The sequence below is a fragment of the Streptomyces sp. HUAS MG91 genome (genome assembly GCF_040529335.1).
Lineage (GTDB): Bacteria > Actinomycetota > Actinomycetes > Streptomycetales > Streptomycetaceae > Streptomyces > Streptomyces tabacisoli.
On record NZ_CP159534.1, the window covers coordinates 6252461 to 6266746 of the forward strand.

The following is a 14286-nucleotide window of genomic DNA, read 5'->3' on the forward strand; positions in this document are numbered from 1 at the left end:
TACCCGCCGCCGCACTCGCCGTACGAATGTCGAGGCCCAGGTCTCCCGTACCCATGTCTCGGCCGCCCCTCCGATGCCCGCTCGTTTTCCGCCACCGCCCAGGTCGGGCCGACCGGGGTGGGTGGACAGCCGTATGCCAGGTTACTTACCTTCGCCGTCCATGCGGATGCCGGTCGCCAGTGTTTCCGCCCGGAGGGTGTGCGGACGGTGTGCGAAGCTGCCGAACTGTTATGGCCTGGTTCAGCCATGGTGAAACACTGGGCAGGCTTCTGAGGACAACGCATCGAAGTACGGGTGCGGAGGTAGAAGCGCATCTGGGCACAGCCGAGCTACCCGAGCAGTACAGGTCGATCCCTGCGGGAGGGACACAGTGGAGTCTGGCGCAGCGACGCGGGGCAAGAAAACGCGCGCAGAAGGCGGACAGTCCCTGGCGAAACAGCGCAAATCGCGCAACGGCAGTGGGACGACGACGGTCGACAGCGCGGCGCTGAACCGGCTGCTCGCCGGTCTCGTCGCCATGCGGGACGGCAATTTCCGCAAGCGCCTCACGGTGAACGGCGACGGCGTGATGTCGGAGATCGCCGCCGTTTTCAACGAGGTGGCGGACCGGAATCTGCATCTGACCGGCGAGCTGTCGCGGGTGCGGCGCATGGTCGGACGTGAGGGAAAGCTCACGGAACGCCTGGAGACCGGCGCCTGCGAGGGGTCGTGGGCCTCGGCGATCAACGCGTCGAACGCGCTCGTCGACGACCTCGTACGCCCCGTGTCCGAGGTGGGCCGGGTGCTCACCGCGGTCGCCGAGGGCGATCTGTCGCCCCGCATGGAGCTGCGGGCGCAGGTGCCCGAGGGGGCGGGGCATCCGCTGCGCGGGGAGTTCCTGAAGGTCGGCCGGACGGTCAACAACCTCGTCGACCAGCTCTCCACGTTCACGGACGAGGTCACGCGGGTCGCGAGCGAGGTCGGGACCGAGGGCAAGCTCGGCGGACAGGCGCGCGTACGTGGAATGTCCGGTTCGTGGAAAGATCTGACCGACTCGGTCAACACAATGGCGTACCGGCTGACCGCACAGGTGCGTGACATTGCTCTCGTCACCACCGCGGTGGCTAAGGGCGACTTGTCCCGGAAGGTCACGGTTCACGTCGCGGGCGAGATGCTCGAACTGAAGAACACCGTGAACACCATGGTCGACCAGTTGTCGTCCTTCTCCTCCGAGGTCACGCGAGTGGCGCGCGAGGTGGGCACGGAGGGCGAGCTCGGCGGCCAGGCGCAGGTGCCCGGAGTGGCCGGTGTGTGGAAGGACCTCACCGATTCGGTGAACCTCATGGCCGGCAACCTGACGGCCCAGGTGCGCGGGATCGCCCAGGTCACCACGGCGGTGGCCAACGGTGACCTGTCGCAGAAGGTGACGGTGTCGGCGCGCGGCGAGGTCGCCCAGCTCGCCGAGACCATCAACCAGATGACCGAGACGCTGCGCACGTTCGCGGACGAGGTCACGCGTGTCGCCAACGAGGTGGGTGCCGAGGGCCAGCTCGGCGGGCAGGCCAACGTGCCGGGCGCGGCCGGCACCTGGAAGGACCTGACGGACTCGGTCAACACCGTCTTCAGGAACCTGACCACACAGGTGCGCGACATCGCGACCGTCACCACGGCGGTGGCGAACGGTGATCTCTCCCAGAAGGTCACCGTCGACGTCGCGGGCGAGATGCTGGAGCTGAAGAACACCGTCAACACGATGGTGGACCAGCTCTCCGCCTTCGGCTCCGAAGTGACCCGTGTGGCACGTGAGATCGGTGTCGAGGGTGAGTTGGGCGGTCAGGCGCTCGTCGTGGGCGCCGCCGGTACGTGGAAGGACCTGACGGACTCCGTCAACACGGCCTTCCGCAACCTGACCGGACAGGTGCGCAACATCGCGCAGGTCACCACGGCCGTGGCCAACGGCGACCTGTCGCAGAAGGTCACCGTGGACGTCTCCGGCGAGATGCTCCAGCTGAAGAACACCGTGAACACGATGGTGGACCAGCTGTCGTCGTTCGCCGACCAGGTGACCCGGATGGCCCGCGACGTGGGCACCGAGGGCCGCCTCGGCGGGCAGGCCCGCGTGGACGGGGTGAGCGGCACGTGGAAGGAGCTCACCGACTCCGTCAACTTCATGGCCGGGAACCTGACGTCGCAGGTGCGGCAGATCGCCCAGGTCACCACGGCCGTGGCGCGCGGTGACCTGTCGCAGAAGATCGACGTGGACGCGCGCGGCGAGATCCTGGAGCTGAAGAACACCATCAACACGATGGTCGACCAGCTGTCCGCCTTCGCCGACCAGGTCACGCGGGTGGCCCGCGAAGTGGGCACGGAAGGGCGCCTGGGCGGTCAGGCGCAGGTGCCCGGCGTCGCCGGTGTGTGGCGCGACCTGACGGACTCCGTGAACGGCATGGCCGGCAACCTCACGGCCCAGGTGCGCAACATCGCACAGGTCGCCACCGCGGTCGCGCGCGGTGACCTGTCGCAGAAGATCGACGTGGACGCGCGCGGCGAGATCCTGGAGCTGAAGAACACCCTCAACACGATGGTGGACCAGCTCTCCGCCTTCGCCGAGCAGGTCACGCGGGTGGCCCGTGAGGTGGGTACGGACGGCATCCTCGGCGGTCAGGCCGAGGTGCAGGGGGTGTCGGGTACCTGGAAGGACCTGACCCAGTCCGTGAACGGCATGGCCAACAACCTGACCCTCCAGGTGCGCAACATCGCCGAGGTCACCACGGCCGTGGCGCGCGGCGACCTCTCCAAGAAGATCACCGTCGACGCCAAGGGCGAGATCCTCGAACTCGTCACCACCGTGAACACGATGGTCGACCAGCTGTCGTCCTTCGCGGAGCAGGTCACCCGGGTGGCCCGCGAGGTGGGCACCGAGGGCCAACTGGGCGGCCAGGCAAGGGTTCCGGGTGTCACCGGCATCTGGAAGGACCTGAGCGACAACGTCAACCTGATGGCCAACAACCTGACCATGCAGGTGCGCAACATCTCGCAGGTCGCCAACGCCGTGGCCAACGGCGACCTGACCCGTACGGTCACCATCGAGGCGCGCGGCGAGGTCGCCCAGCTCGCCGACACGTTCAACACGATGGTGAAGACGCTGAGTTCGTTCGCCGACCAGGTCACCAAGGTGGCCCGTGAGGTGGGTACGGACGGCATCCTCGGCGGTCAGGCCCGCGTCCCCGGCGTGGCCGGCACGTGGAAGGACCTCACCGAGTCCGTGAACGGCATGGCCTCGAACCTCACCGGCCAGGTGCGCAACATCGCGATGGTCACGACCGCCATCGCCAAGGGCGACCTGACCAAGAAGATCGACATCGACGCGCGGGGCGAGATCCTCGAACTGAAGACGACGATCAACACGATGGTCGACCAGCTGTCGTCGTTCGCCGAACAGGTCACCCGGGTCGCCCGCGAGGTGGGCACCGAGGGCCAGCTCGGCGGCCAGGCACGCGTGCGCGACGTCGACGGCACCTGGCGCGACCTGACCGAGTCCGTGAACGAGATGGCCGGGAACCTGACCCGTCAGGTGCGTGCCATCGCGGCCGTGGCCACCGCGGTGACCCGCGGCGATCTGAACCTCAAGATCGACGTCGACGCGGCGGGCGAGATCCAGGTCCTCCAGGACAACATCAACAAGATGATCTCGAACCTGCGCGACACCACGATCGCCAACGAGGAGCAGGACTGGCTCAAGGGCAACCTGGCCCGCATCTCGGGTCTGCTCCAGGGCCGCCGCGACCTCGACGACGTGGCCTCGCTCATCATGAGCGAGCTGACGCCGGTGGTCTCCGCGCAGCACGGCGCGTTCTTCCTGGCGATGCCGCTGGACGACGGGGCCGACGCGGCGGGCGGCGACGAGGACGCGTACGAACTGCGCATGCTCGGCAGCTACGGCTACTCCATGGGCTCGATGCCGACCTCCTTCCGGCCCGGTGAGACGCTCATCGGCACGGCCGCGCAGGAGAAGCGCACGATCCTCGTGGACAACGCGCCCAGCGGCTACCTGAAGATCGCTTCGGGGCTGGGGGAGGCGCCGCCCGCGCAGGTCATCGTGATTCCGGTGCTCTTCGAGGGCACCGTGCTCGGCGTGATCGAACTGGCGTCCTTCACGCCGTTCGCGCAGATCCAGAAGGACTTCCTCAACCAGATCGCCGAGATGATCGCGACGAGCGTCAACACCATCTCCGTGAACACCAAGACCGAGGTGCTGCTGAAGCAGTCCCAGGAGCTGACCGAGCAACTCCGTGAGCGCTCGGCCGAGTTGGAGAACCGGCAGAAGGCCCTCCAGGCGTCCAACGCCGAGCTGGAGGAGAAGGCCGAACTGCTGGCCCAGCAGAACCGCGACATCGAGGTCAAGAACACCGAGATCGAGGAGGCGCGGCAGGTCCTGGAGGAGCGCGCCGAGCAGCTCGCGGTGTCGATGCGCTACAAGAGCGAGTTCCTCGCGAACATGTCGCACGAGCTGCGCACGCCGCTCAACTCGCTGCTGATCCTCGCCAAGCTGCTCGCCGATAACGCCGACGCGAACCTCACGCCGAAGCAGGTCGAGTTCGCCGAGACGATCCACGGCGCGGGCTCCGACCTGCTCCAGCTGATCAACGACATCCTGGACCTGTCCAAGGTCGAGGCGGGCAAGATGGACGTCTCGCCGACGCGGATCGCCCTGGTGCAGCTCGTGGACTACGTGGAGGCGACGTTCCGGCCGCTCACCGCGGAGAAGCAACTCGACTTCTCCGTACGGGTGTCGCCCGAACTGCCCACCACGCTGCACACCGACGAACAGCGCCTCCTCCAGGTGCTGCGCAACCTGCTGTCCAACGCGGTGAAGTTCACCGACTCCGGCGCCGTCGAGCTGGTCATCAGGCCGGCCGGGAACGACGTGCCGAACGCGATCCGCGAACAGCTCCTGGAAGCGGGGTCGTTGCGGGACGCGGACGCCGATCTGATCGCGTTCTCGGTCACCGACACCGGTATCGGCATCGCGGCCAGCAAGATGCGGGTCATCTTCGAGGCGTTCAAGCAGGCCGACGGCACGACCAGCCGCAAGTACGGCGGTACGGGCCTCGGGCTCTCCATCAGCCGGGAGATCGCCCGCCTGCTGGGCGGCGAGATCCACGCGGCGAGCGAGCCCGGCCGCGGCTCCACGTTCACGCTGTACCTGCCGCTGCACCCGAGCGAACTGCCGCCCCAGGGGTACGCGCAGCTGGCCCCGGCCGTCGAGCCGGGCCGGCCGCTCGCCCTCGACGCCGCGCCCGAGCCGGCCGCCGAGGTGGAGACCCCGGCCGAGGTGAAGTCGTACCGGGAGACGCAGAACGGCGCCGCGGCGCTCTTCAGGCGCCGCCGCAAGGCCGTTGCGGAGCCCGAGCCGCGAGCGGCCCTGCCGGGGCAGCCCGCGCCCGCCCAGGAGCCGTGGGAGGGCGCTACGGAGGAGATCCCCGCGCCGAAGCCGCGCCGCGGGTCCGTGTTCGGCGGCGAGAAGGTGCTCATCGTCGACGACGACATCCGCAACGTCTTCGCGCTGACCAGCGTTCTGGAGCAGCACGGCCTGTCGGTCCTGTACGCGGAGAACGGCCGCGAGGGCATCGAAGTCCTGGAGCAGCACGACGATGTGACGGTGGTGCTGATGGACATCATGATGCCGGAGATGGACGGCTACGCGACGACCACGGCGATCCGCAGGATGCCGCAGTTCGCCGGTCTGCCGATCATCGCGCTCACCGCGAAGGCGATGAAGGGCGACCGGGAGAAGGCCATCGAGTCGGGCGCCTCCGACTACGTCACGAAGCCGGTCGACCCGGATCATCTGCTCTCTGTGATGGAACAGTGGATGCGCGGTGAGTAACTGGAAAACGGAATTTTCACGCAGAGTTGCTGACTGAGTGTGGCCAAGGCCGTGTAGAAGTGCGGTGTACGGGGAACCTTCTGGTCCCCCACCGCGTTTCTGCTACGTGCACAGTGACATCGCGGTGACAGGGTGTGGCGACAGGCGGGGTGCGGCTACCATGACCGGCACAAGGACGGGCGGCGCAAGGGAGTCGTTCCCCGGGGCGGCGACAGGAGCCTCCCCGAGTCCTGCGGACAGGGGCGGCCCCATGCCGGGGCGAGGAGGGCGGGCCATGGTGCAGAAGGCCAAGATCCTCCTGGTCGATGACCGGCCGGAGAATCTGCTGGCGCTGGAGGCCATCCTCTCCGCGCTCGATCAGACGCTGGTGCGGGCATCGTCCGGGGAGGAAGCGCTCAAGGCGCTGCTCACGGACGACTTCGCGGTCATTCTGCTCGACGTTCAGATGCCGGGAATGGATGGTTTCGAGACCGCGGCGCACATCAAGCGCCGAGAGCGGACCCGGGACATCCCGATCATCTTCCTCACAGCGATCAACCACGGGCCGCATCACACCTTCCGGGGGTACGCGGCCGGCGCGGTGGACTACATCTCCAAGCCGTTCGACCCGTGGGTGCTGCGAGCGAAGGTCTCGGTCTTCGTCGAGCTGTACATGAAGAACTGCCAGTTGCGGGAGCAGGCGGCACTGCTGCGGCTCCAGCTGGAGGGCGGCGGCAAGGCGGTCGGTGACGCGAAGGAGCCCGCGGGGCTGCTCGCCGAGCTGTCCGCGCGGCTCGCGGCCGTCGAGGAGCAGGCGGAAGCGCTCTCCAAGCAGCTCGACGACGAGTCGGCGGACGCGGCGGCGGTGGCCACGGCCGCTCATCTGGAGCGCAAACTCACCGGTTTGCGCAGGGCGCTCGACGCGCTGGAGCCCGGTACGGGCAGCGGCACGCCGTCCGTACCATCCCAGAACTGAGCAGCCGTCCGGGCTTTGAGGGCGCGTCACTTCACGCGGCATCAGAACGCGACACAAACGGGTGAAGCCGCGGCCACACGTGTCCCCGGCGCCCTCCCCCGGTAACCTCACACCCATGGCCTCACGTCCCGCAGCCAAGAAGACGCCCGCGAAGAAGGCGGCGGCGCCGACCAAGGCTCCGGCGAAGAAGGCCGCCGCGAAGAAAGCGCCGGTGAAGAAGACCGCCGCCAAGAAGGCACCGGCCAAGAAGGCGGCTGCCAAGAGGCCCGCGCCGAAGCCGGCACCCAGCCCCACCGGCGGGCTGTACCGGCTCGTCCGCGCCGTCTGGCTCGGTGTCGCGCACAGTGTCGGCGCGATGTTCCGCGGCATAGGGCGGGGCGCGAAGGGTCTCGACCCGGCACACCGCAAGGACGGACTCGCCCTGCTGCTGCTCGGCGTCGCCCTGATCTGCGCCGCCGGCACCTGGGCCGATCTGCGCGGCCCCGTCGGGGACCTCGTCGAGATGCTGGTGACCGGCGCGTTCGGCCGGCTCGATCTGCTGGTGCCGCTGCTGCTCGGCTTCATCGCGGTGCGCCTGATCCTGCACCCCGAGAAGCCCGAGGCGAACGGGCGGATCGTCATCGGCCTCTCCGCGCTGGTCGTCGGCGTGCTCGGCCAGGTCCACATCGCCTGCGGCTCGCCCGCGCGCAGCGAAGGCATGCAGGCCATACAGGACGCGGGCGGCCTCATCGGCTGGGCCGCGGCGACCCCGCTGAGCTTCACCATGACCCAGGTGCTCGCGGTCCCGATGCTCGTCCTGCTCACCGTCTTCGGACTGCTCGTGGTCACCGCGACGCCGGTCAACGCGATCCCGCAGCGGCTGCGGCTGCTCGGCGTGCGCCTCGGCATCGTGCACGACGACACGCTCGTCGGGGAGGCCGCTGACGGCGAGTACGACGACGAGTGGCGCGAGGCCGCGCCCGCGCGCGGGAGGCGGCGCCCGGCGGCCCAGGAGGAGCCGCAGGCGTACGACCCCGACCGGATAGAGGAAGACGCCCTCTCCAAGCGGCGCAGGCCCCGGCGCACGTCCGTGCAGCCCGCCATGGACCGCCCCATGGACGCCGTGGACGTGGCCGCGGCCGCCGCGGCGGCCCTCGACGGTGCCGTGCTGCACGGCATGCCGCCGTCGCCGCTCGTCGCCGACCTCACCCAGGGCGTCGGCGGGGAACGCGCGGGGGAGCGGACCGGGGACACCTCCGCGCCGGAGCGCACGGCGCCCGTACCGACCGCGCGGGGCAAGAAGGCCGCGCCGGCCGCCCCGGAGCCCGAGACGCCGTCCAGGCTCTCCGTGCCCGACCTGACCAAGTCCTCGCCCGACGCGCCGCGCGACCTGCCGCCGCGCGCCGAGCAGCTCCAGCTGGCCGGCGACATCACGTACTCCCTGCCGTCGCTCGACCTGCTGACCCGCGGCGGCCCCGGCAAGTCGCGCAGCGCCGCCAACGACGCCGTCGTCGAATCGCTCTCGACCGTCTTCACCGAGTTCAAGGTCGACGCCGCCGTCACCGGCTTCACGCGTGGTCCGACGGTCACCCGGTACGAGGTCGAGCTCGGCCCCGCGGTGAAGGTCGAGAAGATCACCGCGCTGGCCAAGAACATCGCGTACGCCGTCGCCTCACCGGACGTGCGGATCATCAGCCCGATCCCCGGCAAGTCCGCGGTCGGCATCGAGATCCCGAACACGGACCGTGAGATGGTCAACGTCGGGGACGTGCTGCGACTCGCCGACGCCGCCGAGGACGACCACCCGATGCTGGTCGCGCTCGGCAAGGACGTCGAGGGCGGCTATGTGATGTCGAACCTGGCGAAGATGCCGCACGTCCTGGTCGCGGGCGCCACCGGCTCCGGAAAGTCGTCCTGCATCAACTGCCTGATCACCTCGATCATGGTGCGGGCGACCCCCGAGGACGTGCGGATGGTCCTCGTCGACCCCAAGCGCGTGGAGCTGACCGCGTACGAGGGGATTCCGCACCTCATCACGCCGATCATCACCAACCCCAAGCGGGCCGCCGAGGCGCTCCAGTGGGTCGTGCGCGAGATGGACCTGCGCTACGACGACCTCGCCGCCTTCGGTTACCGGCACATCGACGACTTCAACCAGGCCATCAAGGACGGCAAGCTCAAGACGCCCGAGGGCAGTGAGCGGGAGCTGAAGCCGTACCCGTACCTGCTGGTCATCGTCGACGAGCTCGCCGACCTGATGATGGTCGCGCCCAGGGACGTGGAAGACGCCATCGTGCGCATCACGCAGCTCGCGCGTGCGGCCGGCATCCACCTGGTGCTCGCCACCCAGCGGCCGTCCGTCGACGTCGTCACCGGCCTCATCAAGGCCAACGTCCCCTCGCGTCTCGCCTTCGCCACCTCCTCGCTCGCCGACAGCCGCGTCATCCTCGACCAGCCCGGCGCCGAGAAGCTCATCGGCAAGGGCGACGGCCTGTACCTGCCCATGGGCGCGAACAAGCCGACCCGTATGCAGGGCGCCTTCGTCACCGAGGACGAGATCCACGCCGTCGTGCAGCACTGCAAGGACCAGATGGCGCCCGTCTTCCGCGAGGACGTCGTCGTGGGCACCAAGCAGAAGAAGGAGATCGACGAGGACATCGGCGACGACCTGGAGCTGCTGTGCGCCGCGGCCGAGCTGGTGGTCTCCACCCAGTTCGGGTCCACGTCCATGCTCCAGCGCAAGCTGCGCGTGGGCTTCGCGAAGGCCGGCCGGCTGATGGACCTCATGGAGTCGCGGAACATCGTGGGCCCCAGCGAGGGGTCCAAGGCGCGGGACGTGCTCGTGAAGCCGGACGAACTCGATGGAGTGCTCGCGGTGATCCGCGGGGAGGCTCAGCCCTAGGGCGGGTTTAGGCCGATCGGTCCCGGAACCGGGAGGCCCGGGACCGTGCGGTGGTGGACCGGCGCGAATTCGATGTCACTCGTAAGGGAATCCGGGGCAACCGTTTCCTCATCGCGTACGTCAAGTTGAGGGAAGGGGCGACGCCTTGTCGACCATCAGGAACACGGGCCGTGCCGGTGGCTCTGATGGCGTACAAAGTCCGACCGCCCGGTTGCCCCACCCTTTCGTACCCCCCCTAAACTGAACCTCCAGCAGGTGGCTACACGCTCGAAAGGCGCCCCCGTGTCCATCGGCAACTCCCCTGAAGACGACCGCCCTTCGGAAGACCACACCCCGCAAGCGGGCGACGACCGACCGTCGATCGGTCATGTCCTGCAGCAGGCACGTATCGCCGCGGGTCTCACTGTCGACGAGGTCAGCCAGTCGACCCGGGTGCGCATCCCGATCGTTCACGCGATCGAACAGGACGATTTCTCGCGCTGTGGCGGCGACGTGTACGCGCGTGGCCACATCCGCACGCTCGCGCGTGCCGTGGGCATCGATCCGGAGCCGCTGCTCGCGCAGTACGGCGCCGAGCACGGCGGACAGCCCGCGCCGACCCCTGCCACACCGCTGTTCGAGGCCGAGCGCATCCGTTCCGAGCCGCGCCGGCCCAACTGGACGGCCGCCATGGTCGCCGCGATCGTCGCGGTCATCGCCTTCGTGGGCTACACGGCGGTGAGCGGCGGGGACGACAGCGGGGACAAGCAGCAGGCCGCCGAGGGTGCGACGCCCAGCACCTCCAAGCCCGCCGCTCCCAAGCCGAAGCCCAGCACCAAGAAGCCCTCCGACCCGAAGCCGAACCCCTCGGACAGCGCCATCGCGGCCGCTCCGCGCGACAAGGTCACGGTCAAGATCAACGCGGCGGACGGCCGCAGCTGGATCTCCGCGAAGGACCACAACGGACGACTTCTGTTCGACGGCGTGCTCGAACAGGGCCAGTCGAAGACCTTCCAGGACAACCAGAAGGTCGACGTGGTGCTCGGTGACGCCGGTGCCGTCCAGCTGTACGTGAACGGGAAGAAGATCCAGGACGAGTTCCAGGCCGGTCAGGTCGAGCGGCTGACCTACACCAAGGGCGATCCCGAGGTCGGCTGAGGCCCCGGACGGCGGCCTCGGCGATCTCCCGGTAACCCTCCCGGCGTGGGGTGTCAGTGGGACGAAGTAGTCTTGAGTCCATGCCCGAACGCCGTACCGTCGCACTCGTCACCCTTGGCTGCGCCCGTAACGAGGTGGACTCGGAGGAGCTCGCAGGCCGCTTGGAGGCGGACGGCTGGGAGCTCGTCGAGGACGCCGAGTCCGCCGATGTCGCCGTCGTGAACACCTGTGGCTTCGTCGAGGCCGCCAAGAAGGACTCCGTCGACGCCCTCCTCGAAGCCAATGACCTCAAGGGGCACGGCAGAACCCAGGCCGTCGTGGCGGTGGGCTGCATGGCCGAGCGGTACGGCAAGGAGCTCGCCGAGGCCCTGCCCGAAGCCGACGGTGTGCTCGGCTTCGACGACTACGAGGACATCTCCGGCCGCCTCCAGACCATCCTCTCGGGCGGCAGCGTGGAGGCCCACGCCCCGCGCGACCGGCGCAAGCTGCTGCCCATCAGCCCGGCCGAGCGCCAGGAGGCCGGCTCCGGGATCGCGCTGCCGGGGCACGCCCCGGTCGACCTCCCCGACGGGGTCGCGCCCGCGTCCGGGCCGCGCGCGCCGCTGCGGCGCCGGCTCGACGGGGCGCCCGTGGCCTCCGTGAAGCTGGCCTCCGGGTGCGACCGGCGGTGCACTTTCTGCGCCATCCCGTCGTTCCGCGGCTCCTTCATCTCGCGCCGCCCCAGCGATGTGCTCAACGAGACGCGCTGGCTCGCCGAGCAGGGCGTCAAGGAGATCATGCTGGTCTCCGAGAACAACACCTCGTACGGCAAGGACCTCGGTGACATCCGGCTCCTGGAGTCGCTGCTGCCCGAGCTGGCCGGTGTCGACGGGATCGAGCGGGTGCGGGTGAGCTATCTGCAGCCCGCCGAGATGCGTCCGGGCCTCATCGACGTGCTGACGGGGACCGAGAAGGTCGCCCCGTACTTCGATCTCTCCTTCCAGCACTCGGCTCCCGCCGTGCTGCGCTCGATGCGGCGCTTCGGCGACACCGACCGCTTCCTGGAGCTGCTCGACACCATTCGGAGCAAGGCGCCCCAGGCGGGTGTCCGGTCGAACTTCATCGTGGGCTTCCCCGGTGAGTCCGAGGCCGACTTCGCCGAGCTGGAGCGGTTCCTGAACGGCGCGCGGCTGGATGCCATCGGCGTCTTCGGCTACTCCGACGAGGAGGGCACGGAAGCGGCCACGTACGACAACAAGCTGGACGAGGACGTCGTCGCCGAGCGGCTCGCGCGGGTGTCGCGCCTCGCCGAGCAGCTGGTGTCGCAGCGCGCCGAGGAGCGTCTCGGCGAGACCGTGGAGGTGCTCGTCGAGTCGGTCGACGCCGAGGACGGCGTGGTCGGCCGCGGCGCGCACCAGGCGCCGGAGACGGACGGCCAGGTGCGGCTCACGGGCGGCGAGGGACTGACCGTCGGCCGTATGGTCGTGGCAAAGGTGGTCGGGACCGAGGGCGTGGACCTCGTCGCCGAGCCGCTCGACGGGCTTGAGGAGGCAGGCAGATGACCGGAGTGCCGGCGTCCGCCGCGGGTGGCACCGGTAGGCCGGCGCCCGGCGGCAAGCTGGGCACTGCGGCCGTGAACCAGGCCAGCCTGTGGAACATCGCCAACATCCTGACCATGGTCCGGCTGCTCCTGGTGCCGGGTTTCGTGGTGCTGATGCTCGCCGACGGGGGCTACGACCCGGCGATGCGGGCGTGGGCCTGGGCGGCGTTCGCCGTCGCCATGATCACGGATGTCTTCGACGGCCATCTGGCCCGCACGTACAACCTGGTCACCGACTTCGGGAAGATCGCCGACCCCATCGCCGACAAGGCGATCATGGGAGCGGCGCTGATCTGTCTGTCGTCGCTCGGTGACCTGCCGTGGTGGGTGACCGGCGTCATCCTCGGGCGCGAGCTGGGCATCACCCTGCTGCGCTTCGTGGTGATCAGGTACGGGGTCATTCCGGCCAGCCGCGGCGGCAAGATGAAGACCCTGGCCCAGGGCACGGCCGTGGGCATGTACGTGCTCGCGCTGACCGGGCCGCTCGCGACGTTCCGCTTCTGGGTGATGGCCGTCGCCGTGGTGCTCACCGTGGTGACCGGGCTCGACTACGTACGACAGGCGGTCGTGCTGCGCCGCGCCGGGCTGGCCGAGGCGGCGGCCGCCGCGGCCCTCTCGCAGGCCGCCGCCACCGGCCAGACGCCTTCGGAGGCGGCCGAGAAGTGACGTACGGGGCTGCCGAGGCGCTGCGGCTGTTGACGGAGCGAGGGGAGACCCTTGCCGTCGCCGAGTCGCTGACCGGCGGTCTCGTGGCCGCGGAGCTGGTGTCGGTGCCCGGCGCCTCGAAGGCCTTCCGGGGCTCCGTCACCGCGTACGCCACCGAGCTCAAGCACACCGTGCTCGGCGTGGACGCGGAGCTGCTCGCCGCGGAGGGCGCCGTCCACCCGGAGGTGGCGCTCCAGATGGCCGCGGGAGTGCGCGACGCGCTCGGCGCGGACTGGGGGATCGCCACCACCGGCGTCGCCGGTCCCGAGCCGCAGGACGGCCGGCCGGTGGGCACCGTCTTCGTGGCGGTCGCCGGGCCCGAGGAGCCGGAGACGGACGCTTTCCGGCATGCACGCGATTTCGCTGGTAGCCGCAAAGTGCGCGGACTGCGGTTGAACGGCGACCGTGCGGAAATTCGTAGAGAGAGTGTACGGAGCGTGCTCGGGCTGCTCACGGAAGAGCTGGTCGGAGCGCATTCCGGCGAACGTACTGGGAATGCGCGGGCACAGGATACGGAACAGAACGGGGGGTTTTGATGTTTGCAGCCCTGAGTGAACACGACATCGCTCCCCGCACGGCCGCCGCCCAAGGCGGTACGGTGGGGCGAGAAGGATGCGGCTACGCGGTCCGAGGAGGGAGCCACCGATGATTCTGCTCCGTCGCCTGCTGGGTGACGTGCTGCGTCGGCAGCGCCAGCGCCAGGGCCGTACTCTGCGCGAAGTCTCCTCGTCCGCCCGAGTCTCGCTCGGCTATCTCTCCGAGGTGGAGCGGGGGCAGAAGGAGGCTTCCTCCGAGCTGCTCTCCGCGATCTGCGACGCGCTTGACGTACGGATGTCCGAGTTGATGCGCGAGGTGAGCGACGAGCTCGCTCTCGCCGAGCTGGCCGCGTCGGCGGCAGCCGTCCCGTCGGAGCCGGTGCCAGCGCCGGTTCGCCCGATGCTCAATTCCGTCTCCGTGACCGGCGTCCCGCCGGAACGGGTGACGATCAAGGCACCTGCGGAGGCCGTCGACGTCGTCGCGGCGTAGTGCCTGCACTCAGCATGAGCTTGAGGAAAGCCCCGGTCGGAACCATCGGCCGGGGCTTTTCCCTGTGCCCGTGGCCGACGGAACTTAGGCCGTTTGGCCCTCACGCCTCCCCCGTATGTCCGTTGTAGTACGTA

General features: G+C 69.3%; 8 protein-coding genes. All 8 read left to right on the plus strand.

The window, feature by feature from the left end:
* Nucleotides 1-370: 370 nt before the first annotated feature.
* The gene (locus ABII15_RS28490) at nt 371-5869 is read left to right on the plus strand and encodes a HAMP domain-containing protein (RefSeq protein ID WP_353945112.1); all 5499 of its coding nucleotides are present in this window, start codon (nt 371-373) and stop codon (nt 5867-5869) included.
* 274 nt (nt 5870-6143) lie between these two features.
* Nucleotides 6144-6824: a response regulator gene (locus ABII15_RS28495; protein ID WP_353945113.1), complete on the plus strand. Its 681-nt coding sequence runs from the start codon at nt 6144-6146 to the stop codon at nt 6822-6824.
* A 79-nt stretch (nt 6825-6903) separates the two neighbouring features.
* The gene (locus ABII15_RS28500) at nt 6904-9705 is read left to right on the plus strand and encodes a DNA translocase FtsK (protein WP_353945114.1); all 2802 of its coding nucleotides are present in this window, start codon (nt 6904-6906) and stop codon (nt 9703-9705) included.
* Between the two features lie 282 nt (nt 9706-9987).
* Entirely contained in the window at nt 9988-10842 is an 855-nt protein-coding gene (locus ABII15_RS28505) for a helix-turn-helix domain-containing protein (protein ID WP_353945115.1), read from the plus strand.
* A gap of 80 nt (nt 10843-10922) precedes the next feature.
* Nucleotides 10923-12383 (plus strand): 30S ribosomal protein S12 methylthiotransferase RimO, encoded by a 1461-nt coding sequence (gene rimO / locus ABII15_RS28510; RefSeq protein ID WP_353945116.1) that lies wholly within the window; start codon nt 10923-10925, stop codon nt 12381-12383.
* Complete coding sequence (gene pgsA / locus ABII15_RS28515) at nt 12380-13087, plus strand: CDP-diacylglycerol--glycerol-3-phosphate 3-phosphatidyltransferase (RefSeq protein ID WP_353945117.1); 708 nt, start codon at nt 12380-12382, stop codon at nt 13085-13087. The genes rimO and pgsA overlap by 4 nt, the downstream gene beginning before the upstream one ends.
* Nucleotides 13084-13662: a CinA family protein gene (locus ABII15_RS28520; protein WP_353945118.1), complete on the plus strand. Its 579-nt coding sequence runs from the start codon at nt 13084-13086 to the stop codon at nt 13660-13662. The genes pgsA and ABII15_RS28520 overlap by 4 nt, the downstream gene beginning before the upstream one ends.
* A gap of 109 nt (nt 13663-13771) precedes the next feature.
* Nucleotides 13772-14152 carry a helix-turn-helix transcriptional regulator gene (locus tag ABII15_RS28525; RefSeq protein WP_111662634.1) on the plus strand — a complete coding sequence of 127 codons (381 nt, stop codon included), beginning with the start codon at nt 13772-13774 and terminating at the stop codon, nt 14150-14152.
* The last annotated feature ends 134 nt before the right edge of the window (nt 14153-14286 follow it).